Annotated in this window: 18 protein-coding genes; 6 read left to right on the top strand and 12 right to left on the bottom strand. The window is 67.5% G+C overall.

Features of this window, described 5'->3' with window-relative positions; all coding sequences use genetic code 11:
• Nucleotides 1–621 precede the first annotated feature (621 nt).
• The 3 genes from O7546_RS04620 (at nucleotide 622) to O7546_RS04610 (ending at nucleotide 2819) form a co-directional block, all read left to right on the top strand.
• Nucleotides 622–1518: a hypothetical protein gene (locus tag O7546_RS04620; RefSeq protein WP_281600537.1), complete on the top strand. Its 897-nt coding sequence runs from the start codon at nucleotides 622–624 to the stop codon at nucleotides 1516–1518.
• Nucleotides 1519–1732: 214 nt separating this feature from the next.
• Complete coding sequence (locus tag O7546_RS04615; RefSeq protein ID WP_281600536.1) at nucleotides 1733–2485, top strand: DUF429 domain-containing protein; 753 nt, start codon at nucleotides 1733–1735, stop codon at nucleotides 2483–2485.
• 19 nt (nucleotides 2486–2504) lie between these two features.
• Complete coding sequence (locus O7546_RS04610) at nucleotides 2505–2819, top strand: DUF6361 family protein (RefSeq protein WP_281600535.1); 315 nt, start codon at nucleotides 2505–2507, stop codon at nucleotides 2817–2819.
• Between the two features lie 323 nt (nucleotides 2820–3142).
• Here the strand turns inward: O7546_RS04610 and O7546_RS04605 are convergent, their stop codons facing one another.
• The gene (locus O7546_RS04605; protein ID WP_281600534.1) at nucleotides 3143–3523 is read right to left on the bottom strand and encodes a hypothetical protein; all 381 of its coding nucleotides are present in this window, start codon (nucleotides 3521–3523) and stop codon (nucleotides 3143–3145) included.
• 2 nt (nucleotides 3524–3525) lie between these two features.
• Here O7546_RS04605 and O7546_RS04600 point away from each other — a divergent pair, with 2 nt between their 5' ends.
• Together O7546_RS04600 and O7546_RS04595 are read left to right on the top strand one after the other, a co-directional pair.
• Nucleotides 3526–3981 (top strand): hypothetical protein, encoded by a 456-nt coding sequence (locus tag O7546_RS04600; RefSeq protein ID WP_281600533.1) that lies wholly within the window; start codon nucleotides 3526–3528, stop codon nucleotides 3979–3981.
• Between the two features lie 69 nt (nucleotides 3982–4050).
• Entirely contained in the window at nucleotides 4051–4731 is a 681-nt protein-coding gene (locus O7546_RS04595; protein ID WP_281600532.1) for a Shedu anti-phage system protein SduA domain-containing protein, read from the top strand.
• 89 nt (nucleotides 4732–4820) lie between these two features.
• On the opposite strand, the gene O7546_RS04590 is transcribed toward O7546_RS04595, so the two are convergent.
• The 10 genes from O7546_RS04590 to O7546_RS04545 all read right to left on the bottom strand — a co-directional run bounded on the left by O7546_RS04590 (nucleotide 4821) and on the right by O7546_RS04545 (nucleotide 24344).
• Nucleotides 4821–5651, bottom strand: a complete 831-nt coding sequence (locus tag O7546_RS04590; RefSeq protein WP_281600531.1) for a hypothetical protein — start codon at nucleotides 5649–5651, stop codon at nucleotides 4821–4823.
• 288 nt (nucleotides 5652–5939) lie between these two features.
• Nucleotides 5940–9734: a hypothetical protein gene (locus O7546_RS04585; RefSeq protein ID WP_281600530.1), complete on the bottom strand. Its 3795-nt coding sequence runs from the start codon at nucleotides 9732–9734 to the stop codon at nucleotides 5940–5942.
• A 421-nt stretch (nucleotides 9735–10155) separates the two neighbouring features.
• Complete coding sequence (locus O7546_RS04580) at nucleotides 10156–11223, bottom strand: hypothetical protein (protein ID WP_281600529.1); 1068 nt, start codon at nucleotides 11221–11223, stop codon at nucleotides 10156–10158.
• A gap of 13 nt (nucleotides 11224–11236) precedes the next feature.
• Nucleotides 11237–14350 (bottom strand): hypothetical protein, encoded by a 3114-nt coding sequence (locus tag O7546_RS04575; RefSeq protein WP_281600528.1) that lies wholly within the window; start codon nucleotides 14348–14350, stop codon nucleotides 11237–11239.
• Between the two features lie 142 nt (nucleotides 14351–14492).
• Entirely contained in the window at nucleotides 14493–15050 is a 558-nt protein-coding gene (locus O7546_RS04570) for a hypothetical protein (RefSeq protein ID WP_281600527.1), read from the bottom strand.
• Between the two features lie 616 nt (nucleotides 15051–15666).
• A complete protein-coding gene (locus O7546_RS04565) occupies nucleotides 15667–20214 on the bottom strand; it encodes a helix-turn-helix domain-containing protein (RefSeq protein WP_281600526.1) in 4548 nt (1515 codons plus the stop codon).
• Nucleotides 20215–20316: 102 nt separating this feature from the next.
• A complete protein-coding gene (locus O7546_RS04560; protein ID WP_281600525.1) occupies nucleotides 20317–21783 on the bottom strand; it encodes a site-specific integrase in 1467 nt (488 codons plus the stop codon).
• The gene (locus O7546_RS04555; RefSeq protein WP_281600524.1) at nucleotides 21780–22181 is read right to left on the bottom strand and encodes a hypothetical protein; all 402 of its coding nucleotides are present in this window, start codon (nucleotides 22179–22181) and stop codon (nucleotides 21780–21782) included. The genes O7546_RS04560 and O7546_RS04555 overlap by 4 nt, the downstream gene beginning before the upstream one ends.
• Nucleotides 22156–23076: a DUF2637 domain-containing protein gene (locus O7546_RS04550; protein WP_281600523.1), complete on the bottom strand. Its 921-nt coding sequence runs from the start codon at nucleotides 23074–23076 to the stop codon at nucleotides 22156–22158. Before O7546_RS04550 ends, O7546_RS04555 begins: the two co-directional genes overlap by 26 nt.
• Before the next feature lie 380 nt (nucleotides 23077–23456).
• A complete protein-coding gene (locus O7546_RS04545) occupies nucleotides 23457–24344 on the bottom strand; it encodes a replication-relaxation family protein (RefSeq protein ID WP_281600522.1) in 888 nt (295 codons plus the stop codon).
• Between the two features lie 487 nt (nucleotides 24345–24831).
• On the opposite strand from O7546_RS04545, the gene O7546_RS04540 reads away from it, so the two are divergent.
• Nucleotides 24832–25344, top strand: coding sequence for an HAD domain-containing protein (locus tag O7546_RS04540; RefSeq protein ID WP_281600521.1), 513 nt, complete (start codon nucleotides 24832–24834; stop codon nucleotides 25342–25344).
• A 109-nt stretch (nucleotides 25345–25453) separates the two neighbouring features.
• Here O7546_RS04540 and O7546_RS04535 read toward each other — a convergent pair whose 3' ends face one another.
• Entirely contained in the window at nucleotides 25454–26023 is a 570-nt protein-coding gene (locus tag O7546_RS04535) for a kinase (RefSeq protein ID WP_281600520.1), read from the bottom strand.
• Nucleotides 26024–26028: the final 5 nt, after the last annotated feature.

Below are 26028 nucleotides of genomic sequence, written 5' to 3'. Positions count from 1 at the left end.
GTCCGAGGTCCGGCCAGGTTGCGGCGTCCGAACGGGCACGACGAAAAGGCCCTGGTTCGGGGTGAACGAACCAGGGCCTCTGCCATCTGTGCGCCGCCAGGGACTCGAACCCCGAACCCGCGGATTAAGAGCCCCGTCGATGCCATGCTCATCGGTCCCGTACGGCGCTGACAGTCCCACGGCCCCTACCAGTCCATTGCCTGTGGGCCGCCGTGTGCCACTGGATGCCCGTCGTCCACGGCGCGCGAGCACCCGGCGAGCACCCGCATACCGCGTCCCGGACGACCATAAGCCAGCTGAGCGGAACCGGTGCTTGGCCGGCCACGCTACTCAAAGCGGTGGGCGTAGAGGTCCTTGTGCGTCGCTCGTGTCTGTCGTACGGTGCAGGAGTCGGGACGCCGGTCTATCCGTCTCCCCTTGCTTGCCGCTTCCTCTCGCGGAGCCCACATCGCGGCGTGAACGCCGAGGGCTACAGACCGCATGCGGCTATATCCCACCTGTTCACTGAGGACGTTCCGCCTATCGCGGACGGGCCGCCTGTCTCGCGCGTTGCCTACCAGTCGGGCCCCACGCTGCCGCACCCGTGGTCAGCGTCGCTCCCGCCGTGAGAGGAGTAGCACCATGATCGCCGGATCCCATGGCGTCTCGCAGAATCCCGTCGGCGCCTTGCTGGCCGAGACGTTTCCGTACCAGCATGTTCTGCGCGCCAGCATTGCGGCGGATCTTCGCCGCTGCCCAGTTCTGCTGATCGACCCGCCGAACAAGTCTTTCTTCGGCCACGTTGTGGAACTCGCGATTGGCCTTGCCTTGTGCGATCAGAGCCCGTACCTTCGCTTGCTCCACTGCCTCGACAACGACCTCGCGGGCCGATTGCTCAACATGGCCGGCTACGGGCCCACCCACAACGCCGACACGGCATACGGCGTCTGGCGCCGTAGCGGCTCAGCGCCGCAGCCAGCGCGTGTCTTCACCGTCGCCAGTCGGCTCGCCCACGTTCGCAATCTGCTCAATGATCTTGATCGTCATTGCTCAGACTCCGTGGATGTCGCGCAGCATCTCCTTGAGCAGTACCCGCGTCTCCTCAGCGGTCGTGTCGACGAGACGTATCACACGAGGCGTGCGTTCCGTACCGTCTGGGCCAGCTACTCCAGTGGCTTCCACGGCGCATTCCGCTCCTACGGGCCGGCGACCGCGCAGCTGTCCCTGCTCGACGGACGCCGCCACGCCGACTTCCTCCTTGGCACCACCATATTAGAAGTGAAGAGTGGTCGACTCGACGAGGACCGCTATCTTGACGAGCTGATCCGTCAGATCCTGACGTACGCGCTGCTCGCCGTTCACAACGGTCACCGCGTCACTCATATCGCCGTCTACGCAGTCCGATATCAGCGACTGTTGCGGTATCGCATCGATGAGCTGGCCCATCAGCTCGCCGGCACGCCCATAGATCTGGCTGCGACCGGCGCCGCCCTGGCCGCCGCCATAACGGACCGGCCACGTCGAAGGCCAGCCGCCTGAACGCAAGAGGCGATACGGGTGCACCGCGATCGACCGCTCGACCCAGTGGACGAACATTGTATCGGTGTGCTGCGGAACGTCGCGCCGTGGACAAAGCCGCCGAGCCGCACCCAGCCCTGGCTCAGCGCATCGGAGCCCGGATACAGCTAAGTGTCAGCTAACGACCGTCGGTCGAGCCATGTCTTGCCGAGCTAACGACACCTAGAGTGGTGCGGTGCTGACCCTCGGCGTCGACCTTGCAGCGGCGGACAAGCGTACGGCGATGGCCACGGTCGAATGGCTGCCAGACCGCGCCATGGTGCGGGACCTAGTCCTCGACGTCAGCGACGCCCGCATCGTCGAGGCCAGCGAGCACGCTGACAAGGTCGGACTGGACTGCCCCCTCGGCTGGCCGGAACCTTTCGTCGCGCTCGTGCAGGCCCATCGAATCGGCCACGTCACCGATGCCGATGCCGATGGCACCCAGTGGCGGCGTCACCTGGCTTACCGGCTGACAGACGAGGTGGTCCGCGAGGAGACGAGCATCATCCCGCTCAGTGTGGCCGCGGACCGCATCGCTCACGCCGCCTTCCGTTGCGCCGGATTGCTGGCGATGCTCGCTGCCGCCGGACACGACGTCGACCGCTGCGGCGGCGGCGGCAGGATCGTGGAGGTGTACCCGGCGGCGGCCCTGTGCCGCTGGGGATTGGCGTACCGCGGTTACAAGGGCCGGGGCCAGCACGTGCAGCATGCCGATCTGGTTACTGCGCTTCGCGAGGCCGCGCCCTGGCTGGAGTTGGGTGCTTTTGAAAGGCTGTGTCGGCGCAGCCATGACGCGTTCGACTCGGTGATCGCGGCCTTGAACGCGCGCGCCGCGGCGATCGGCAAGGCAGTCCAGCCGAGCGACGAGCAGCGGACGGTCACACGTGTCGAGGGCTGGATCGCTCTGCCCACCGGCCCGCTCAGCGACCTCATCGATGGTGCATAAGGATGAGCGGAGGGTATTGATGGCCTCGAGATTGAGCTGGCTGGACAGTTCCCGCGACGACCAGAACCGGATGCGTGAGCTGCTCAAGCTGTTCAGCGACGCGGAGAGCCGGGACGAGTTGGGCGTCGGCCAGGTCCGCGACGCGTTCAGTGACCTGCTGTTTCCCGGGACCTCGGTGCTGCAGACCCGGGCGCGGTACCTGCTGATCGTGCCGTGGTGTTACCAGGAGGCGCAGCGGCGTGGCCTGCGCGGTGAGCGCCTCGCCGCGCAAATTGACGGCAACGAGCGGAAGGCGATCGCTGCGCTGCTACGCGGGGACGACACCGAGGTGTGATCGGCCGGCGGGCCGGCGGGCCGGCGTCGGTGTGCGAACCCTGCCACCAGCCATCTATGCGGCGGCGCTGCTGCGGTACGGCATCCGCACGGGTGACGATGACGCCCCGGACCGACGGCTGACCTCCGGCCTGTCCGAGGCCGATGAACTGGCCGACCAATCGAGCGGTGCCTGGCACGCGACGCTGCCAGGGGCACCGGCGAACTTCCCGAATGAGGTGAACGGCGGACTGACGCTGTATCCGCAGGAGCGCCGCAGCGGTCCTGGCGAACGGGCTGCGGTCCCTGTTCAACCGACCGGAATCCGCGCAGCTGCTCGACAGCCTATCGATGGGCTCGGTCTACTGGCAGGCGGTGCTGCGGTACTGCGCCGCCGGCGGTCTGCAGGCCGTCCTCGACGAGCACCTGCACACCCTGCGCAGCGGTGCCGCCGACACCCGCCACGACGACGAGGAACTCTGCCGGCTCGCCGACGAAGCGCAGCAGGCGATCGCCAGCCGACCGTCGACGTACGAAGCCTTCAACCCGCACCACCCCGACGAGCGGATCAAACTGCCCGGCCGGTTCGCGCTGCGCTACAGCGGCCGCGGCGAAGAACAATCCCAGGTCAACCGTAAGGAGTCCGTCCGTCGGGCCTTCAACAGTCCGTTCTGGCCGTTCGTCGTCGCCACCACCAGCCCCGGCCAGGAAGGCATCGACTTCCACCAGTGGTGCTCCGCCGTCGTGCACTGGAACACCCCGCCAACCCCGTCGACTTTGAGCAGCGGGAGGGCCGGGTCCACCGCTTCGGCGGACACGCCGTACGCCGAAACGTCGCCGCCGCGCACCGTGCTGAGGCCTTACGCTCCCCGGAGCCGGACGTGTGGAAGGCTCTGTATGACGCGGCACGAGCGGTTTCTGAAGAGCTTGGCGACTTCGCGCCGTACTGGGTGTTCCCCGGGTCGGCGAAGATCGAACGGCATGTCCTGCCGTACCCGCTCAGCCGCGACCAAGCGAAGCTCGGCCGGCTCAAGTCGGACCTGGTGATGTACCGGCTCGCGTTCGGCCAGCCCTGGCAGAAGACCTCCTCAACCTACTGCGACGACATGCCACAGATGGGGCCAGCGCACCCGAGATGCTCAACCTACGACCAGCCCGGAAGGAGAACGTCAGGGACTGAATGACCAGCCGGTCAGGGCGCCTTCCGCCCTCCACCCTGCCCACGCGTATACGGCGTCATGCATTCTGTTGTGGTGAGCTATCAACACTACATCGCCGAAGTCACCGCCGAGTTCCAGCGGGCGGGCCACCTGCCGATCTGCGGTCACGATCCAGTCGCAGACGTGAACGAAGACATCCTTAGTGAATACCGCCGCATTCTCGACTCGGCGGAGGACGAACGGCCGCTCCAACGGTTCCTTGAACGCTACCCGGCCGCACTAACCGGTGAGTTGGGCATGTACTGCCGTTGGGTACTGCCGCAGGTCCGACTAGGCGGTCGGTATGTACCTGATTTTCTCACCGCCCGCCTGGACAGCGGTGGCGTGAAGTGGACTGCGATCGAGCTCGAGAGCCCGACTGCGTCGTTGTTCAACAAGGACGGCACCCCAAGCCGAAGTCTCCGAAAAGGAATATCCCAGATTGGGGAGTGGCGCCGGTGGCTCATAGATAATCAAGCTTTGGCCCGGCGTCCACAGTATCAAGATGGCCTCGGCCTCCTTGACATTAGTGGAGCTTTCTTGCCCGGCATCGTCATCATCGGTCGCGCCGACACCCGCACTCCTCGCGATCGGGAACTCCTCCGCCAAGTGGCGTTCCGGTACCAGGTAGAAGTACGGACATATGATTTTCTTACTAGAGACGAAGAGAATCGACGGGCCTTCCGGGCCGAGATGGGAACCGATTGCGCTAATTGCAGACCCGCACGTCATTAGGTAGAGCCCAGCGAGTCAGCGCGTAGCTGAAGCCATCAAAACCGTGAATCCAACTTCTGCGTCACCCCACAGCGGGGGTATCGGACGCCTCATTGCCGGAAAGCATCCTCGCGAGAGTTGGCTGCACTCCTAAAGGACACACTCGCCGGACCCCAGATTCGCTCTGCATGCGCCAGCACCGCCTTTAGATCATACAAAACTCGGCACCTACCACGCAGTTGCCCAACTTTTTTAGACTCGACTTGGCCATCTGCGAGCATAGCCGAGATGCCCGTGGACTGCGGCGAACGCGCCCAGGACCGAATCAGCGCAGCAGCGACCGGACGCTGCCAGCTAACGGTCAAGTATGCGGCAACGGCAGGTGCGTCCAGCGGAATCTGCTTTCTTGTGCTAGACGCGACCCACCATTCGACTGAACCGACAGCACCGCACAAGACGCACATGACACTTCGGTCGTCGCGATTCTGGTAGAGGTCGCCTCCGCATCGCGCGCCCTCCGTTGCCAACGTGCAGGCGCCCGCCTTGACCCAATCCGATGCCTCTCGATAGGCCAGGTACCACAACTCTGGCGCTTCAGCAATGTGGCGCAATCCATCAGATAAGTCATGGATTTCAGAGTTTTCTACCAGCCAGTTCGCGTTGTCTTGAATCACACTCAGCAAATTTTCCATGGAATTTTCTTCTAGGGCGATTTTTTGGGCTTCGATTATGGCCTGCGCCACCGAGCAAACACTTTCTTTGATCGCCTTTCTTGCGTCTACGATCTGCCCGCGAGGCGCGCCCGCCCAAGCACGGGAACCAGAGACTCTCTCCTCGGACCGGGGGGCATTATCCAATGCAGCCCCAAGCTCAGAATAGAGGCGATAGGCAGCTTTAGCAGATCGGACAATTTGCTGCGCTTTTACGCCGCGGTCAGACAAGCCCCCGCCTATAAGATCATTCCTGGTCATGCGCCCGCCCGTCCAGTGTGTACCGCCGAAGGTTCCGTCCAGAGGCTAAGCCGACCCTCTGACATCGCCCTACCCAAGATCACTACCACAGCCGCCGGCCACCGTTAGCAGACGAGCGGTGAAGCTGTCGGCACACCGATCCCTGGGCAGCCCGGTACTGTCCTGGCTCCAGCCGCAGCTTGACCGGCACTCCTTCAGCCCTCTCAAGAACCTCGGGTAGGAAGGGCTCTGACGACGGCGTCGGTGATCGATCGTCTTTCATCTTTGACGCATCGGCCAGCTGACATCGAGCACGTAGACGCTTACGTCGAACTGCGGTGTGACTTCTGAGGCCCAGCGCCGCATGTCGTCGAGGAGTTCCTGCTTGTCGGCGTACTTGCGCGGGCCGGAGGTACGTTGTCTGGGCGGAACCCAGTACACGAGGTAGATGCCGTGCCGCTGCCTGGCTGCCGCGAGGTATCGCTGTACGAGCTGAGTTCGCAGTGCGGTGGGCAGCTCGTTGTTGCTGGCGAGCTTCGCCTCGATGATCGCTTCGGCAACTTCCATGGGCGCGGTGTTGGTCGGCGCGCCCGCGCTCAGGTCAATGCGCGTGCCGGAGCCCCTGACCGCCATGCGTTCGACCTGGGGCTCCCGGGTGAGAATGATCCGGTCTGAGCCGAGCCGTTCGGCCAGGCGGCGACGCACCCAGTCGGTGATGTCGTCCTCACTTCCGAGGCTCCGGCCATCCGGTGACCACAAGTCCCGGAAGCCGTTGTTGCGTGAGATTTCGTGCTGTAGCTCGTCAAAGTGGTCCAACAGGACACGAATCAGGTCGCCGGAGTTGCGGATGAGCCGCAGATCCGAGCGGCCGAGCAGGTTGAGCAGACTGGTCGGGTTGAGCCGGGCTTGGGCGTTGTCGGCCGCGACCTGGCGGGCATGGCGCAGGTGGTGGCGGATGAGCGCCTGCGCTTGTGGTGACTGTCCGTCGACCAGCATTTGGAGCTCTCTGACGAGGCCACGATCGGCCATCCGCGCGACGGTGTAGCCGCACATGCGGCCTTCTCGCTGCGACGGACTGTCGAACGAGTCCTCAATTCCCTCCGACGCCTCGGCGGATGGGAGTCTACCGAGCAGAAGGCGGGTCAGGTCGATCAGGCTGCCGTCGCCGAGGGTGTCCAGCGGCAGACCCTCAAGAGATGCGAGGAACACTCCGGGTGAGCTCGCCTCGGTCAGCAGGCGGTTGATCGAGTCAGGGGCGTCGATGCCAGCTAGGTGTCGGCTCGCAGCGCGGGAAAGCTGCGAGTCCCCGTCGTTCGCCACCGACCTGGCCACAGCACCGGCAGTGTCTGGGGCATGCTCGATGAGGAAGGCGAGGACGTCGGCGTTCTGGTGGTCGGGATAGCGGTGCCGCGTCAGGGCGACAGCCAGGTCATGCGCTAGGTCTTGGGCAAAGTACTCGTACATTGGTGTGCGCTGCCATTCGGAGCGGCTGTCGAGCGCGCTCCGGACCGCGTTGCGGATCTTGGCCTTCGCATCGGCGGGAGCGAGGTCGACGAGCTTCCCGAGTAGATTTTTGTCGCCGTAGGCCCAGGCGTTCGCGATGGCGGGCGCCCACTGCTCCCACGTCGTCAGCGGAAGTTCGCTGAGGCGTTCTGGCGCGTGGCGGGCCAGTGTGGTCAGCAGATAGACGCCAGACCAGTCGCGGATGTCACCGCGAGTGATCGAGGTTTTACCCAACCATAGGCCAGGGTCGGGGGTATGTTCATTCACATATTTGAGGCCCCGGTCGAGAACCTCCTTCTGCTCGTCTGCGGTCAGCAGTGACCAGCCTGGCCGGGCAGCGATGTCACAGAAGAAAAGCGCTTCCAGCTTGCTGCCCGCCACAAGTTCGATCGGAATGGCGGCCCATGCGGCAAGGTCGAGTCGGGCCGCCGCTAGAGCTGCTCGCAATGCGGCAGGATCGGGTTCCTCCTCGGTCTCCTGCTCCTCGGTCTCCTGTTCGTCGGCAGGCGCAGGCTGGGCAGTCAGCCGTTGAAGACATCGAGCCAGGGCGTCGCGGCCAGTAGCTCGTTCATCGTCGACGGCGGTCGTCAGCCAGTCAATGTCATCAGCGGTGACGAGACCGAGTTGAAAGAGAATAGACCATCGACGTTGGTCGACTCGCTTCGCGACTGCGAGGGCGAGTTGCCGGCGCTGGGCGATGTCCAGAGTCCAGGGAGCGCCGACCCGGGCGTGTCCGGCCAGATTGACGACGAGCGCGGCCAACGGTTCCAGCACTGCCGGGTCACTGGAAACGGCTACGGCCCGCGTCACGATGCCGACCGACACGTCGTTCCACCATCGGCGGTGCTTGAAGGAGACCTGGTCTTGAGGGTTTCCACGCGCCCAGGCGAGGGCCTCGGGCAGGTCAGCGTCTGGGATCCTGGCGGGAAACTCCCAGAGAAACTTCCGGTAGGCGCCGATGAAATTGTGACGACGCGGCCGGGTGACGAGGGGCAGTAGCTCGGTAGTCGTCATGTGCCGCGGGTAGAGCCCGTCAAGTAGTCCTGCCCGCAACTCGTCGTCTGGGTCCGCATCCGGGTCGAGCCTCAGCCCCTCGGTCAGGGCCGACCGCTCGGACGGTGAGCCAAGGTTGGTCACCACGGCGATTGCCGGCCTGCGGGTCCAGGACGGGAGCTGGTCGTCGAGCGCGATCGTCAGTGCCGCAGGAGCGACCGCCGAAACGCGCCCGGCCAGGGCTAGCTGGCAGATCCACCATGTCTCGAAAGGTTGTTCGACCCCGACTGCCAGCCGGTCGACGAGCTGCTGCTCAATGTCGGCATGTACGACGACCGACAGGTCCAGGGACCACCGCGGCTCTGCGTCGTTCTCCCGCGCGTCGGCAAGCAGCACGTCCACGACCACTGCCCGTGCCGCTGGGGGCAGGTCGACCTCGGACTCGACCAGCGCCACTGCGTTAGCGGGCGCCACGACGTGGGCGAGTTCCGGGCGCAGCGCCACAATCCATGCCGCGACCGCGACCATCGAGCGCGGTAGCACTCCATCAGTAAGGCCCAGAAGTGCAGCTACCTGGGACCGCGTGGGCGCCCGATCCACCACGTACTTCGCGGCGAGATAGTCGACATACTCCTGGTGTCGGAATGCGACCGTTTCCCGGGGCGCGGTGTCGAACAACGCGCTGCCCAGCACCTCCGCGTAAACCTCGCCCCCGACCGTGACGTCAGGGCGGTCCGGCTCTGGATCGGTCGGCAACTCGGTGATCGCGACGGCAGCCTGACTAGTGCCGGTACGAAAGGCGAACCGACCGCCCCCGCCGAACGCAGCGAAGACTGCCAGCCGGCCGGCAGTTCGGCGCCGCACATCCGCGCCCGTCCGCAGCGGCTGGCGAAGGTCCTCCTGCTCGGTCAGCAGCCGCTGGACTTCTGACTCCAGAACGTCCACGCGCCTACCGGGAAGGCGACCTGTCTCCTGCCACTGCCGAGCCGCCGCGATGAAATGCAGCAGCGAGGCACTTAACCGGCTCTGGCCCGCAGCCGCCAAGGCATCCAGGAAACCCTCATCGACGTCGAGCGAGGCGAGCAGGCGACGGGCCGCGTAGCGCGTCATTGGTAGCAGGCGCAACTTCTCCACGTTGGCGCCGTCGACAAATGCCCTGGTCCAAGCCGACGGGCGGCACGCGAGCCGCCATCTGACCCCGTCAGTCCCGGGTCCGGAGATCGCCCGGTTCAACAGCCGGGCAAGAGCCGGCTCGGTAGGCAGGGCTTCATCCAAAGAATCTAAGTAAATCGGCCTTCCGAGGGAGATCACCTCACGGATCGCCTGGCCAACATCGGCGCCTCGAAGCCCTACAAGATCTACCTGGACACCGTCCTCTCGCCGCCGAAGATCGTCGAGGGCGACTGACTTCCCGACGCCGCCTGGCCCAAGCAGGACAAAGCTACCCGGCCGGCCGGCGAGCTCACCGGCCGGCGTGATGCCGATGGCTGCCCCGATGTCGAGAAAGCCATCGTCATCCAGCGGCGTGTGTTCCTCGTCCGTGCCCTGGACATGACGTTCAGCCACACCCTGTGTCAACAATCCCCTCCGCATCGTTACTGGCAATCGACGGTCGAAACCAGGATGGCCTCAGCAGTTGTTCGGCGCTGAGAAAAACTACCGCCGGACGGTCCCCAGCTCAGCAGCAGTAACGGCGATTCGCCGGAGTCTGGAGTGAGGTTCCCCCGGCAGCTAGGAGGCTTTCGATCATGCTCTGATGGAGCTGAAGGGAGTCCTCCGTGGCAGCACCGAAGAGGTACCCCGATGAGCTGTGTGAACGTGCGGTGCGCTTGTATCGGGAGTCAGACCCGAAGCCCGAGATCCGCTAGCTGGCTCGCCAGCTTGGGTTGCATCACGAGGCGTTGCGCAATTGGATCCGCCAGGACGAGGCCGACCGCGGTCAGCGTGACGACCGGCCGACCCCTACTCGGCATCACCTGACGGCTTTGCCGGGGCTCTGCTACAGCCCGTTGAAGGTGTTGTGCTGGACGTTGTGGTCGCCGACTTGCAGACCCCGGACATTCTCCAGCCAGACGTTGCGTGCGGCCAGGTTCGGTGATCGGCCGGCCCGCCGGTCCAGCAGGGCGTACAGGACCTCGGCCGAGGCACGGGCCGCGAACCGCTTGTAGCGGTCGTCCTTGGCCGGGTCGGCGTGGTCCATGACGCCCTTGACCACCAGCCAATCCGGTACGCCCTGGGTCTCGGCCACGGTGGCGATGGTCGCGGCCTCCATGTCCAGGCCGGTGACGGTGCGTACGCCCATCGCCGACAGCCGCGCCCAGGCTTCGCCGTCCTTGGCCACGTAGCTCCCACTGGCCATGGGCGCCACCGCCACCGCGAACGGCAGCTTCGCCGGCCCGTGCACATCGTCGTAGCGGGCGCGCTCGATGAACGTGCGGCCCTCCTCGGTCAGCACCCACTCCACCCCGGGCCGGACGATGTGCCCCCGGGCCTCGATCGCCTCCAGCCGTTGCGGCCACGTGCCCGGTGGGAAGTAGCGTTCGAACGCCGGGTGCTTCACCGGGTCCTGATCGAGGAGCAGCCGCTCCAGCAGCCAGAGGGCGGCCTCCTCCTCGGTTGCGGGGCCGTAGCTGGGCAGCCCGCTCGGAGGATTCAGCTCCTGCGCGGCGCGTATCCACTTCTGGTCGAGCTGGTACTGCCGGTGGTCGCCGACGAAGCCGTCCCCGGTCTGCTTGCCCTCGTCGTACTCGTACGTCATCTCGGCCACCACCACATCGCCCAGCGCGACCTGGCTCGAATTGCCCGCGCACACGCCGGGCATGGCCAGGCAGCCCGGACGCAGCCGGTCGACCAGCGCGGTGGCCGCGACCCCGGTCGAGCGGCCGCTCATCCGGACCGGCCGGGCGAGCGCCACCGACAACCGCCGGCCGTCGGAACATCGGTACTCGCCCCGGAGGTAGGGATGCGGGTCGTCCTCGTCGCAGAGTGTCCAGTCCTCTATGCCGGCCTTGGCGGCCTCGTGCTCCAGCGGGATCGCTGCGACGACCAGAACGTCGATCGGGTCCATGTCATCTCCATCGTCACCACTCGATTCCGCGTCGCCAGACCTCGGCGTCGTGGTCATGCTCGCGGCTCTCCCGCTCGTATGTGTCGGCCAGCTGCCGGAGGATCCGCTGCGATCGAGGCCACTCCTCGGCCTGACGTTCGTACTCCCGATAACGCTTGACCAGCGTCCGTTCCTGAGCGCCGCCGTCCCGGGCGCCTCGCCACGTCACCCCGCGCCGGTTGTAGAGGCCGCCCCAGAGACCACTGTCCATCGCGTCGCTGTCGGCGTCCTCCAGCACCTCGCGCACGGCCAGCGGTGGCACCGAGCCGTCCTCGTTCGGCTGGGCGAAAGCTAGGACGGCGCCGATCTTCCCGTCGGCGAGGCGCAGCCGGCCGGAGGCGGACAACCGTCGTCTTGCCTCCTCGACCCAGGCGGCGAGGGCCTTGGCGTCGATGGTTCCGTCCGGGCCGGTGCCCGGGCAGCGGCGCCAGGAGCGCAGGACCTGGCGAATGGCACGGATCCGGGCGATTTGGTCTGGGTCGTCGACGGTCTCGTCGGAGCCCTCGGGCCGGAAGGCGGTCTCGACGAGCTCGGCGAAGAAGGCCGGGTCCTCGGCGAGGCGGGCGTGGATCGTCGGCGTACGGGCGTCGTAGCGCAGGAGCGGGATGAGGTTCAGCTCGATCTCGGTCACCCGATGCGGTCCGAGCGCATCCCGGTGACGTTCGAGCAGTTCGACGACGATCTGCAGGTCGTATCCGGAAAGCCGGCGGTCCTCCTCGGCCGACCGGACGAATCCCTCGCAGGCGGTGGCCGCCTCGACGGCGACCTCGGGCGTGTCGACCTGTTCGGCGTACATCGCGATCAGATCCAGGGCCGCCGAGAACCGGCCCACGCTGATCAGGCCAGCCGCCGCCTTCGCGACACCGGTGAACTCCGGGCCGAGTCCGTTGACGCCGAACTCGCGCCAGTAGACGGCGGCCGCCTCGGGACCGGGATCGGTGTTCTCCGGATCGCGCCGCGCCAGCAGCAGCCTCGCCCGCGCAGTCGGATCCGAGGTGCGGTCGAGGTAGTCGGCGCCGCGCCGGATCCGCAGCGCGAAGTACTCGAACGCGATGTCCGGCCGGCTCGCCGGGCGGTCCTCGGACAGCCAGGTCATCAGCACGTCATCGTGCTCGGTGGACGGCGACTGGGCGAGGGCGGACCCAATCAGGTCGCCGTTCCCGGTCCGGTCGGCCAGCGCTACCAGCGCGTCGAGACCGCCAGAGGCCAGGACCCGCGCCACCGCCTCGGCTCGTAGCCGGGACAGCTCGGTGAAGTACTCCGCGCTGGACCGTCTCCTCGTGACGCCCTCCGGCTGGGGCCACCGGTTGCCGAACAGCCAGAACGTCTGGTCGGCCGGTTGCGACGGCGCGAGGGCGTCGGCGGCCCGCCGGAACGGCGCGAGTTGGTCGGCCGACATAGCCCACGGCGCGTCGCCGACGTCGGTGTGCAGGGCGATCAGTTCGCGGAGCGCCTCGGACAGACGCCGCCGCATGTCCTGGTCGTCGACCGAACCGGACAGGGACATCAGCCGCTCCACGAAGCCGGAGCGCTGGTCGTCGGGCAGGTTGTCGGACAGCGGGATGAGGGCGAGGAAGCGCTCGGGGTCGTCGCCAAGGTCGTCCAAGGCCAGGCCGGCGACGTCCCGGAAGGCGGCGTAGGTCTCGGCCGGCGGTGGTGCCCCCGGTATCGGCCAGTCCCGCAGGAGCGGCGTCGGGTGGAACGTACCGATGGTTCCGTGCCGGGCCGACCGGAGCAGGTCGAGCAGCAGCGTCCGGGCGACCTCGGGCTGGTCGCGGAGCATCCGCTTCAGGGCGCGCAGCCGGACCGGTCGGGGTGCGTTGGTCTGGGGCCGTGTGACCTCGAAGATCTCGGCAAGCGAGGCGCCCGGCCGGCCCGGCTGATCGCTGGCCGGATCGGCCGCGGCTATCCGGGCCAGAGCCTCGACCGCACCGCCGAAATGCTCGGTCGGCCAGGCGAGGAGCTCCAGGGCCGCCCGGGAGGAGGGGCGGCCGGTCCGCACGGCGTCGAGGAACGCGGTTGGGGATGCCTCGGCAAGATACGTCAGCACGTCCGCGAGGGAGACGTTCGCCTGGCTCATAACCTCGCGCACCACCCGGTGCACGAGGTCGGCCGAACCACCGCGGACCGCGAGGACGGCCAGCGACTCCGCGATGCCGCGCCGGATCGCCACCGACCCGCCGTGCGTGGTGAGGACGCGGACCGCCAAGCCGGCGAATGCCGCCCGGTCCTCCTCGGTGAAGCTGGGCGCCAGCAGGACGATGGTGTCCTCGGGCGCCTGCACGTACCACCGCTGACCCAGGTGCCCGAGCATCGCCGTGTCCGGGTCCGCAGCCGCCTGAGCGGAGATTTCGGCCATCCCGGCGTTATCCACCCCGGTGAACTCACTGACGATCGCCCGATCGCCGTCGTGATCGCCGTGCCAGCCGCCCAGCAGCGCCAGCCGCCGGAGGCGGGCATCGGCCGACCGGGCCCAGGGCGGGATCGCGAGCGAGTGGTGTTTGGCCAGGGCCCGCCACAGCTGACCCAGCCCACGCCGGGCCAGGACGCCGAGGGACCGGGCCCGGTCCGGCTCGATCGGGGCGGACAGTTGCCTCTCGACCTCCTCCTCGTCGAGCGCGGGCACCCTCACGGCCGGGTTCGGCACGAGCTTGCCGTACACCAGGATGGTGTGCGGGCGCCGAAGCGGGATCTCGTTCAGCGGCAGGCTGGTCGGCACGGCCAGGATCCGCGGCTCCTGCGCCGCCAGGTTGGCGCGGAGGGCCGCCTGGTCGTCGATCAGCAGCGTGCGATTGCCCAACGGCGTGCCGTTCAGGGCCGCCGCGATGAACGCCTTCAGCTCCAGCGCGCCTAGATCCCCCCCGACCTCGACGACGGGCGGGCCGGTGTCGAGCGCGGCGCACAGGGCGGCGGCCTGCTCCTGGCGCCCGGCCAGCACGATCTCCAAGCCGAGGGGCGGGTCGGTGAACGGCAACCATGTGTCGTTCCACCACTCCGTCAGCGGCACGCCGGGCGTGGGGAGCCCGTAGTAGTGGTTGTGCTGAGTGTTGCCGTCGCCGACCTGTACGCCGGAGCTGTTGCTGATCATCGGATCCCCAAGCGGGTTGAAGCTCAAGTTCGGTCGTCGGCCGGACCAACGCGGCCCGCGCGGCCTGCCCATCAATGGCATGCCTGGCGTCGAGGACGCCGGAAAGAAGCCGGCACAGTGCTGCCTGGGCGTCCCCCCTCGCTCATTTCTCGCTGGCTAGATCGGCGTAGCGAATCATCTGGACGGCGAGGGCGGCTATCGCCAGCGCCTCCACCACTGACACGGTCATGAGATCGCCGCGGCGCGGCCCGGCGACCCAGTAAATCACCAGGGCTGCCAGCGCCGGCACACAGAACGTGCCTAGATCGACGGCAAGCTGAAGATGCTTCCGGATGAGCCGGTCAGGATCGGAGCGATGTGCCACCTCCCACCCGAAGACCGCAGCCGCCTCGTCGCCGGTCGCCCCAGACAACTCGGACAGCTTCGGCGCCACCGTGAGCCGCAGATAACGCCCGATCGCTGAAACCTTTTCGTCGTTTACCAGGTACGTCCAACCGAGCACCAGGCACACCGGCGGGAGCAGGAGAAGCAGGCCAAGATTTCCCTTGGGAGTCAACGTTGCGCCGACGACGCCAGCCATCGCGCCGAGCGTCGCGTAGACCAGGTTGTCCCGGAAACCGATGCGCGTCTTCTGCTCGTCCTTCAACCGTTCGTACTCGACAAGGAGCAGCTTCCCGGTCGTCACTGATGCGTCGGTCACTCGTCGATTGTGGCGTGTCAGGTCCAGCCCTGCCCACTTAGCCGCGCCAAGATGATCTTGTAGGCCGGGACGGGTGCGGCAATCCAAGTTCGCGTTCGCCACCCTGACTGGCGTCCCCTCACTACAGCCGGTCAGACAACCCCACCCAGCACGGGCCCAGCCGCAGTGCAACCGACTTCTCAACGGAGTCCTCTACACCCTCACGCTAACCTGCATGGCCCCGGCCCCCGCACCTGCGCCTACGTCACCCGCCGCGCGGCCGAAGGCCGCACGAAGCGCGAGGAAATGCGCAACCTCAAGGCTGCACCTGCCGGTAGCTCTTCAGGAACATGACCAACCACCCAGCCCACCAGCACTAGCGACAGCCATAGAGGCATCCAAATATTAGCTACGCACGCTTGAGCAGCATGCTCTCAGCTGGCTGGGAAACGCGCCCAAATGCCATCTCCCGGCCACGCCGGATGCCATCCCCCGCATCATCGACGATCCCCGCAGCCAGCCACGGCGACGTCGATGAGCGGCTCGCCTCGTGCCCACAGCGGGTCAGGCAGACCCATGGCGTCGCGTACCACGATTCATCACTACATACGTCGCACCTGCTCTTTCCGTCCTGCAACTACTTACCCACCGATTGGATATAGGCCGCGAACACCCGACTGCCCACCTCATTGTTGAGTCGGCCCACGAGGGCGGCGACTATACGGCTCGTGCCTTCTGGCCCAATCGAGTCAAGGAGGCCCCGACTCAAGATGTCGACGAGCAGCTCGAGGGCATCTGCGTCCGGGTAGTGGTGATCGCGGAGGTTTTCGGCGACCGTGATGATCAATTCGGTAACGCACCCTGCTTCCTCAGGCAGGTCAGGACCGGCGACGGCGCCGCCGCGGGCTGCGGTGAAGAACGGGTCGGTGAAGAAAATGACCCAGGCCAGAAGCGCTGAGACGGCCTTCGGTCGTGCCGGCGGGATGGTGGCCATCGCGAGTCCATTGGCTGCCAGGTGAGCCCAGTTCGCGGTCTGTTGGGGGTCCATGTCGTGGGGGCGGCGGCGGATGAGCGAGCGGAACTCGTTGAAGGCCTTGGGGATGTCGCGCCATGCGGCGGGTCGGGAGATGGCAAGAGCGAATGAGCTGTCGACGTTCCACTCGGCGTTCTTCGCAAGGCCGTGCCAGGGCTCGTCGATGGGCATGTCGACGACCCTGTTCTCACGGAATGACGCGACCACAGCAGTAAAGCCGTCCTCGTCGGCGAACGCTCGGACGAGGTCGAGTGTCCCGAATGCGGGGACGCCCATCGCGCGGGCGAAGCGTCGTATTACGACGTCGTCGACCCAAATGGGGACGCCGAGTTCTTGGGCGACGGTGATGGCGCTGAGCCAGCGGTCGCGGCGGGTGGTATCGGCGACGGGTGCGACTTGGAGGCCTTGGACGTCGACCCAGACCTGTTCGGCTGCGTCGGCGTGCGCTTGTGCTTCTCCGGCCGTGGTTTTGCTGATGACGGGGCGCTGTTGACGGGTGTCCCAACCAAGGGTGGCGGTGGACCTCATGGCGAGGCTGCTACGGGCGCGGGCGATGTCCTCGCGAACGGGGGCTGGGACGATGACGGAGTCCAGGTGGGCGGCGAGCTTCTTGAACGGGTGTCCGGTCCACGGTGCGACGACGAGGGCGGTGGTGTCGACGACGACGCGGCGTCCCAGGGCCTCCCGTGCTGCTTGTTCGCCTCGGTCGTCGTCATCGACCGCCATGATGTAACCGAGGTCGCGTCGGATGAGGCTTTCGGTGCAGGTTCGTCCTGCGGCTTCGGTGAGGGCGGCGAGGGGGAACCGGCCGGCACGTACTTCGCGTGAGAGCTCCTCGAGGGCCTGTTGGCGGGCGTCGCCGCTGCGGAGGAACTCGATGAGGGGGTCGAGGTTGTCGTCTTCAACCTTAATCTGGGTGATGGAGGCGTTCTCTCCATGCCGCTCGAAGTACTTCTCGGCGTAGTCGCGGAAGTCGGCGATTTGTACGTCGGTGAGGGCGGCGTTCGGTGCCATGAGGACGACCGACATCGCAGCAGCGGCGATTTGCTCGTCGTCGGCCCAATCGGCGGCGGCGCGCATGAACATCGCGTAGACCTTGGAATCACCGAGGTCAGCGACCGTCGGTCCGGTGTCTGCATCGCTGCGTGAGCGCTGCTCGTCGAGGGCCGAGCGGAGGGTCGCGAGGAATAGTTGAGCCTTCTCGCGCTCGTTGAAGCTCACGGCTGGTGCACCGAGGAGCACGGTCAGTGCCTTGTCGAATCTCTGCAGGAAGAACAGAGCCTCAGCCAGCCGCCAATACTCGACCTCGGGAACCGGGAGGCTGATGGCAGCGGATTCCTGGATGACCTGCTGGGTGCGGGTCGTGACGTCGTGCCACTCGTTCTCGCTGCGGGCAATCTGCTGGAGAGCACGCAGCGCCTTTAGGCGCACGGGCTTGGCGTCGTCGCGGCCGAGGAGGTTGAGCGCGATGTCGCGGCCGGTTTCCGTGAGCCCGTTGCCCATGGCGATCTCTAGGGCCTCGGTCGCGAGAGGGATGTCTCCGCGGCGCATGCCTTCATCGAACACCAGCTGGGCTGCCTCTTCGGGACGGCCGCTGGCGATGAGCGCATCGGCGTGGGCCTCCAGCGCGAGCTCGTTGCGCTCCAGCCCTCGGACGTATCGCAGAGCCGCTTCCGGGTCGCCTTGGCTGAGTTGAACCCGGGCGCGCATCACGTCCGCGAGGTCACGGTCGAGCTGCCCGAGGCTGTCGATGTGACGCATGACCGTGGCCTGCTCAGCCTCCTTGAGCGAGTTGAACCTGCGGGAGAGCGCCATCAGAGCCTGGAAGCCGCTGTGGTGTTTGCCCGCGGACTGCTCCAGTGCAGCGAACAGCGCGTCCTTGGCCTCATTCGCCATCTGCGGGCGGCCGCTGAGCACCGCAGCGCGCAGCAGCTGACCCTCGACACGATCGGGATTTTTCGCGGCGAGCTCGAGCGCAAGCTCGTCGTTCCCCATGGCCCGCGCGACGAAGGCACCAAGGCGTACGACCTCCGGGTGCTTGGCTTCGCGCTGCAATGCGACCCCGTCGGGTGCGGGAAGGAGCAGCCGTAGGGCACCGGCGAAGTCGCCCTGGATAGACCGGGCACGGGCTGCGACCGCCAACGCGCTCCCCGACGAGCCGTCCCATTCCCGTAGGACATCTCGGACCTGCAGCGCGTCAGTCTCCACGACCCTGGCCCGCTTGGAGATCTCGTCCTCGACGTCGGCTGAGGTCCGGCCGGACATCGAGACGAGCACGCCCAGCATCGTCTGTGCCTGGATTAGCCGTGTCCCTTCGGCGTTCGGGCGCAGGGCTACCGCCCACTGCGCGAGCCGCAGGCCGTCGTCGGCCAGGTCCCGGGTTACCGGGTTGCCGCGCGGTCTGCGCGCGGCGAGACCAGACTGGACGCCAAGCTGGTCTGCCGCGCCGGGCGCCAGCATCATCTGCGCGAGTTGCCGCAGCATCGCGGCCGCCATGACGTCTCGCACCGCCGGGTCGAGGTCGACCTCCGGGACAGGTTCCTCAGGCGCCCCCAGGACGCCGGAGGGATCGGTGAGACCGAGTGAGGCGATGGCTGCCTCCGCACGCGCCTTGGTCTTGGCGAGGTCGCCATCAATGACCGCGCGGTAAAAAGCAATGACGCCGCCGAACCGGGCGACGACATCGTCGTCGAAGTCGTCCATAGCTTCGGGGCCAGGCTTGTCGTTGTCGTTGTCGAGGTCGTCCTCGTCGGGGTCCTTCCCGATGCGTTCGAGTCGCGCGGTGACGGTGAAGTAGGCGCTCGCGTCGATGTTGCCGGTAAGTTTCGCGGCCGCCGCTGCCTGCTCGAACCCGCGCCATGCGACCTTCGAGCCGGCGATCGACGCAAGTGAGGAGACGAGTGCCCACCCGTCACCGGTATCGTCCTCACGCAGCCAGGCCGGCGGCCGATGCAGCGCCCGACTCAGCCACGTCGCTGCCGTTACGCCGTCGCGCCGCATTTCGGCGAGGGCGTCTTTCGCCCGCTGCGCTCGGGCTGGAGATCGACGCTCGAGGCGGTCCATCCACATTTGGACGGCGCCAGGCAGTGCGACCGCGACAGACCCCCCGTGGGGCCCAGGCAGCTCAGCGGGCGGTGTTGGCCCGCCGCGCTTGAAGTCGTCTGGGTGAGCGAAGACAAGGACGTCACGCAGCAAGCTAGCGGCGTTCCCGGCAGCCTGCGGCTGTAGGTCGTCATTCCCCGCCTCGGCCTTGTCACCGACGAAGTCAGAAAGGCCGCGGACGGCGAGGACTGGAAGGTCGTGAATATCGGAACCGGCAGCGAGGCCAAACGATTCCATGTCCAGTGCGGCTGCGTCCTGAAACCGGGAACGGATCTCCCGCATGATGGGGCCGTCGGGGTCAGCCTGTACGGCCTCGACGGACACGATAGGCGCGACGTAGGCGTGCGCCTGGTTGACGTTGTAGTGCTGGCTGCGAGCAGATGGTGTCCACTTGCTGTCGGCGATGCACGCGTTGACGAGAGCGACCAGCGGCGCAGGCACAACGTACGTCTTGTCGCGGCCCAGGAGCTTAGGGCCGGACTCGGTCGGCACCTGTTTGCCGACGTAAGGATTGTGAATCCTACTCCCGACCACGACGTCAAGGTGGCTGTGCTCTGCTGGCCTCAAACCGGCGGCTGTGCCGACGAACGCGACGAGGTTCGCATGCAGGTCGCGTGCGGCGAGCCCGACGAGTGCTGCCGACGTCGCGTTTCCCATCCCGGCGCGAGCCAGGTAGATCGTCCAGTTGATATGGTCACCGGGGACCTCGCCGCGCACCATCCAGATGTCGCTCGTCCGGACCCGTTCGACGTTCACGAGCCGGTTGAGGACCTCGGTGTGCTCCAGCTCGACCGCGGTGACCACGAACGCTACCCGCTCCTGCGGCGAGCCTTCCATCTCTTTGAGCTCAGCGACGTCTGCGGTTGTGGTCCACCGGGTCGCCCGCCCTGCCTTGGTCGACTGAACAAGATTGCGGCTCTGTAGCGCTTTGAGCAACCTGTTCGCGGTGTTGGGCGCGACACCGGCAATCTCAGCCACCTGCCGGCCGCTCAGCGGTTCGGCTGATCGCCGCAGCATCCGGAGGATGTCAAGTTCGAGTCGGGTCGTCACGCCACGAGTCTTACATCTGCGCATGTCATGTGCAAGTGCGTCCTTGTATTGCACATGTCTTATGCGGAGGATCTACTGCCCCCGTTCGGTTACCTATACCGACTACATGCCGGTGCCGCGCCGACGGGGCACGACGGATGCGGTTGCTTCGGCGGCGGCGTGTGAGAGTTCGGGTAGGACGGAGCCGTAGAACTTGGCGGTGAAGTGTGGGCTGGAGTGGCGGAGCCGGTCGGAGATGACCTTCATCTGTACACCGGCAGCCAGGCCCATGGTGGCGGCGCCGTGGCGGAGGTCGTGGAGTCGGATGGGTGGTAGTCCGGCTTGGGTGGCGAGGTGGTGGAAGTGGTCGGTGACGTCGGCGGGATGCAGCCGCCCGCCAGTGGGCGTGGTGAACACGAGCCCGGTGGTGGTCCAGGCAGCGCCCGCGGCGAGGCGTTCGCGGTGTTGCCGGGCGCGGTGAGCGCGCAGCACCGCGATGGTTTCGGTGTCGAGGGCGACCGCGGCTTCGCTGTCGGTGGTTTTGGGGGTGTCGATGGTGGTGGCCCAGCCGTGTTGGACGAGTTGCCAGCGGACGGTGAGGGTGTGGGCGTCGAGGTCGAGGTCGTCCCAGTGCAGGCCGCAGGCTTCCCCTCGGCGCAGGCCGGTGAAGGTGATGAGGTGGTAGAGGGCGTAGAGCCGGTCGTTCGCGTTGTGGGTGTGGTCGAGGAATCTGCCGGTGTGTTCGGGGGTCCAGATCATGACGGGGCTGGGGCTCTTGCCGGTGTCGCGCCAGGTGCGGATGCGTTGGTCGGTCCAGACGGTGGGCTTGGGTGGTCGGGCGGTCGGTAGTTCGACCATGAGGGCGGGGTTGGTGTCGATGTAGCGGTGGCGGCGCATCGCGTCGTTGAGGGCTTTGCGCAGGGTGGCGTGGATGACGTGCAGGGTCCGGTTGCCGACAATCCGCAGGTTCTTGACCTGGTCGCGTTTGGCGGGGTCGCGGCTGGCGCGGCGGGTGGCGATGGTGGTGTTGCGTTCGGCGATGGCGTTGTACATGGCGTCGATGTGTCCGGGGCGGAGCCGGTCGATGCGCAGGTGGCCGAGGTGCGGGATCAGGTACAGCCGGATGTGCCCTTCGTAGGAGCGCAGGGTGCCGGTCTTGATGTTCTTGCGTCCGGCCAGCCAGTCGGTCAGGTACGCCGCCATCGTGGGCAGCTCGGTCGGGGTGATGTCCAGGTGCAGCGCCCGGCGAACCTGGTCCGGGCTGGGAACGGGTGCGCCGGTTTTGACGGCGGTTTCGATCAGGTCGCCGGTCTTGACGGTGGCGTGCGGGTCGGTGGGGTCGGGGACGGCGAGCGTGGCCCGGATGCGGTCGAGGACGGTGTCGGCGTCGGCCTGGGTGGCGTAGGGGCCGTGGCGGAGTGGGCGGCGGGTGCCGTCGGCGCGGGCGGGGATTTCGATTTGCCAGTGCCAGTGGCCGTGGGTGCGGGACCAGCCGCCGCCGGGCCGGCGAAGCTGGGGACAGGAGCGTCCCAGTCGCCGGCCCGTGACGCTGTCGTGGCAGCTGCAGCGTTTGAAGGTGGATCCCTTCACTCGTCGTCTCCTGGATGCTTCGTATGGTGCCGCCAGTGGTGTCGGGTGGAATCCGCTGGTGGCGGGGTCATCGCATCCACGCTCACCTTCGCATCGGGTGCAAGTCGGCCGTCGCCGGTCCCGTTGGGTTCGGGTTGGAGGAGGTGGAGCAGGGCGGCGACCGGGACGATGATGCGGCTGCCGGCCCGGATCAGCGGTATGGGGAACTGGTCTGTGGCGGCGAGCCGGTACGCCTGGGATCGGCTGATCCCGAGCACCGAGGCGGTGGTGGCGAGGGTGGTGGTCACGCCGAGGGCACCAATGCGCTCGATCGTCCACACCTCCCCGACACCGGGCGCAGTGGTGTTGTCGGTCGCGGTGCGGGTGGTCTCGTCATCGTGGTTCGCTGGGCTGTTCATGATCGGGCTTCTCCTGGTTGTGAGAGGGATGGCTGTGCGGTAGGAGCGGGGTAGCCCCGTCGGGGTCGACCGGGACAGGGGTGGCTGCTTCGCCACCGTTGCGCCGCTCCGGTGACGAAGGCGGTGACGTCGGGTTGGTCGGCGTGATCGAATCGACGGTCGTTTCGGGTGGGGCCGACGACTCGGTCTTGAGGGTCTTGAGGAGTTCGGATAGTCGGGTGTTGGACACGGTGTGCCCGGCTGCGCGGAGGGCTTCCGCGAGTGCCGCCCGGGTCAGTGCCTGCCCGTCCGCGGCGAGCCGGTCCCGAACAGTTCGCGCCGCCGGCAGCAGCTCGGCCACGTCACCGGACGGCTGCGCGGACCGTCCCCGGTCCGCTCGCCGCTGCCGGTCCCGTCCGCCATGCCGGCGACGAGCCTCCGGTGAGCGGACGGTCCGGTTCATGGACCGCCGCTCCCCCGCCATGACAGCGGACCGGGTCGCCTCGTCCGCTCCGCTGTCCGCAGCGGTCCGTCCGGCTTCGTCCGGCCGCCAGTCCGCTGCCGTTCGAGCAGCGGCGGGCGTGGCGGTGCCCGTCCGACCGAGGGCAATCTTGACCATGACGAGGAACCCGAGCGCGGGTACGGCGGCGGCGACCCAGCCGATAACCGAGGGTTCGGCCTCGACGACCTGCGCTGCCAGGGACAGGGTGACCGCGCAGGCCAGCACGGTGGCGGGAAAGACGGAGGAGGTGTGGGCGCGTTTGCGGCGGCGTAGTTCCAGGCCGGAGGCGATGGACATCAGTTCCAGGACGATCGCGTCGGCCCAGGCCAGCCAGCCGGGTTGGCCGTGCGCGGCGGCCACGTTGTGTACGTGGGTGAAGCTGGCCGCCCCGGCTGCGCCGCCGATGGCCAGCATGATGACGACTTGGACGCCACCCTCGGCGCGGCGATCGCGCGGACTGGCGTCCGGGTCAGGGACCGAGGCTGTCGTGGCCCATCACCTCCTCGCCCCGGACCGGGGTTCCGGTCCGCCTGTCAGTCGCAGGAGGCGGGACCGGATGGCAGACCGATCCCGCGTCGGACCACCGTCGGGACAGGGACCGGACACGGTCGGGGACCGCCCGCAGCGGACGTGGCACTCGGACGCGGTCCCGCCGCGGTGGGGGCGGACGTCCGGTTCTCTCACGGGTCTGTCAGCACCGGCCGAGCCGGTCCCGACAGATCCGTGACAGACGCCGACCACTGCCGTCCGCTCGACGGTAGTGGTAACGTCCGCCGCCGCCGTGCCGTCGCCGATCACGCCGCCTCACCCGCCCGACGGGAGGCGTCCACTACGTACCCGGCAAGGTCGGCCAAGCGCAGTCGCTGCCCTTCCCCGCCGGCCACGGCCCACACCGCCTCCGCCGGGCTCAGTCCCGCCGTCGCGGCGTGGTCGCCGGCGCCGGTGGCGACCGGCACTGATAGCGGCACCTCGCCCAGGACGCGGCGCAGGTTGCGTTCCCGGGCGGCCGAGTGCAGCCAGAACAGCACCGGCCACGCCCGCCCGATCTTCGCGAACAGCTCCCGGTAGCCGTCGACCTTGCCGGCCAGGATCGAGAGCTGCTCGGCGCCGGTGTCGTACTCGACGAAGAACGGCACCTCGACACCGTTCTCGACCCACCGGCCGTAGCCGTCCGGGCGTACCCGTGGCTGGTACGCCCGCACCAGCCCCGGATCCTGCAGGCTGGTGAACGTCCCGGCGCGCTGGCACACCGCCTCCGGCAACCACTCCACCAGGCCGGTGCCCGGATGGGTACGGGCGTGCCCGGCCAGGTCGGTGAAGAAGCCGTTCACCCCGAGCCGGTGGGCGAGGCTGCGGGTCGAGGTCCAGCGCCGCCGCTCCACCCGGGCGTGGTCCCGCCGCGGTGGACGTTCGTCCCGGCTGGCGGCGACTACCTCGGCGCCGAGCTGGTCGATGACGTAGTGGTACGGGTATGAGCCGCCGTCGGCCCGCTGCGGCCGGAACCGAGCGACGAGGCGCAGCCGGTACAGGGTCCGCAGCCGCCGCTGACAGAAATCGAGGGACGGGAACAGGGCGGTCGCGATCTGGAACGACGTCAACACGCCGTGGTCGTACAACCAGCCCAGCAGCACACGGTCACGGCCGGTCAGCTGGGACTGAACCCGAAGGACCGGATCATCCACCGGCTACCACCTGCCTTTCCGGGTAGGGAATGCCAGCCCCAGGGGGAGAGACCCGAGAGCAGGCAGGGTCTGTCGCAGGACAAGCCGACGGCGCTGACAGACGCGCTGACCTGCGGTGTGAGAGGAAACAGGAGGTCGGTTCGGGGGTCCGGCTGAAGACTGACGTCAACGCTGACGCCAAGCCCGCCCCCCGAACGGGGATCAAGCCGGAACTCATCACTGCCAATGCCTACGGCAGTCGTTGAAGGTGTCGACGAAAGCATGAGAACTCCTTGGTTGAGGTGTGGATGTGGTCCTGATGGCGTAGGGGGGCACCGCAGCGCCGCCGAAGCGGAAAGGGCCGGTGAGAGGCATCCCGGCACCGCCCCTGCCGCGGTCGGGGTCAGCGGCGCCGGACCGCCGCCGCCGGGAGCAGCAGCGAAAAGAATGGCCTTGGGGCAAGTGCGCGGAGGTAGCTGTTGGCGGGGTGGGGGCTAGCCTCTGGGTCATGTCCGCCCCTGCACCGCGTCCGTTGCTGTTCCTTGACGTGGACGGCACCCTCATCCCGTTCGGCACACCCGCGGCGGCCGGGCCGGGCAAGTCGTATGGCCGCCCCGTAGCACGGGCCCTACCGGCCGACGCCCATCCCTTGCTGCACAAGGTCGATCCGGAACACGGCCGCCGACTGGAGACCCTGCCGTGCGATCTGGTGTGGGCGACGACCTGGATGAGCGACGCGAACGACGTGCTCGCACCCCTGCTCGGGCTGCCGCCGCTGCCCGTCGTGGACTGGCCCGACTCCGACGAGGTGGGACCCCTGCACTGGAAGACCCGTGGGCTGGTCGAATGGGCGCAGGGACGCCCCTTCGTCTGGGTCGACGACGAGATCTCCCACGCCGATCAGCAGTGGGTGTCGACTCATCACCCAGGTCCGGCCCTGCTGCATCGGGTCGACCCACGTCGCGGGCTGACCGAGCACGACTTCACCGTCATCGAGAGCTGGCTCAGGCGGGCACGGTAGGGCGAGCTGCACGCCGTCGCAGTCGCCGTGTTTGACGGGCTGGCCACGCGGGACTGATGTTGGCGAACGGTACGCCGGAACGGCGATACCAGTAGCCGGCTGAGCTGCTCTAAAGGGACGGAACGTTCGGTAGCAGGTCGTCGTCGCGTCCGGTCTGGGGTAGCCCAGCCACAGCGGCGATGGCCTGGACGGCCTCGTTCAGTCCGGTGGTCTCGGGTAGGACGAGCTCGTCGGGCCAGTCCAGGACGTCGTGGGCGGCGTACCAGCCGCTCATGTGCTCGGCGGTGAACTCACTGACCTGCGGGCGGGTGAGGTGCCGGCGCAGGGTCTCGGCCAGGGACACATCGAGGTAGCAGAACAGCGACCGGCCGCGGTGGCCGTCCCGCAGGGCGGTCAGCATGCTGCGGTAGCGGCTGCTGTGCATGATGCCCTCCAAGACCACATGGTAGCCGTGGTCGAGGGCGAACCGGACGGTCTGCCCGATCAACGCCGGTGCCGCGCCGCCGGGCTTGTCCCGCTCGCGCAGCACGATCCGGCGCAGGTAGTCCTGCTCGACCAGGGCGCAGCCCCGGCCGTGCCGGCGTCGTAGCTCTCGGGCGATGCTGCTCTTGCCCGAGCCGGAGTTGCCCCGGATACAGACGAGGATCGTGCCCGGGTTGCCGGTGGGTTCAGCGAGCACGATCC

This window comes from Micromonospora sp. WMMA1976 (genome assembly GCF_027497335.1).
GTDB classification, from domain to species: domain Bacteria; phylum Actinomycetota; class Actinomycetes; order Mycobacteriales; family Micromonosporaceae; genus Micromonospora; species Micromonospora aurantiaca.
Note: the sequence above shows the minus strand (reverse complement) of the source record. Positions and strands in the feature narration are given on the sequence as shown.

Excerpts from the sequence above, each read along its gene's own strand:
- O7546_RS04550 (WP_281600523.1), bottom strand. The coding sequence starts at position 23,076 with ATGCTGGCCATCGGCGGCGCAGCCGGGGCGGCCAGCTTCACCCACGTA.
- O7546_RS04620 (WP_281600537.1), top strand. The coding sequence starts at position 622 with ATGATCGCCGGATCCCATGGCGTCTCGCAGAATCCCGTCGGCGCCTTG.
- O7546_RS04555 (WP_281600524.1), bottom strand. The coding sequence starts at position 22,181 with ATGAACAGCCCAGCGAACCACGATGACGAGACCACCCGCACCGCGACC.
- O7546_RS04540 (WP_281600521.1), top strand. The coding sequence starts at position 24,832 with ATGTCCGCCCCTGCACCGCGTCCGTTGCTGTTCCTTGACGTGGACGGC.
- O7546_RS04580 (WP_281600529.1), bottom strand. The coding sequence starts at position 11,223 with ATGGACCCGATCGACGTTCTGGTCGTCGCAGCGATCCCGCTGGAGCAC.
- O7546_RS04610 (WP_281600535.1), top strand. The coding sequence starts at position 2,505 with ATGGCCTCGAGATTGAGCTGGCTGGACAGTTCCCGCGACGACCAGAAC.
- O7546_RS04575 (WP_281600528.1), bottom strand. The coding sequence starts at position 14,350 with ATGATCAGCAACAGCTCCGGCGTACAGGTCGGCGACGGCAACACTCAG.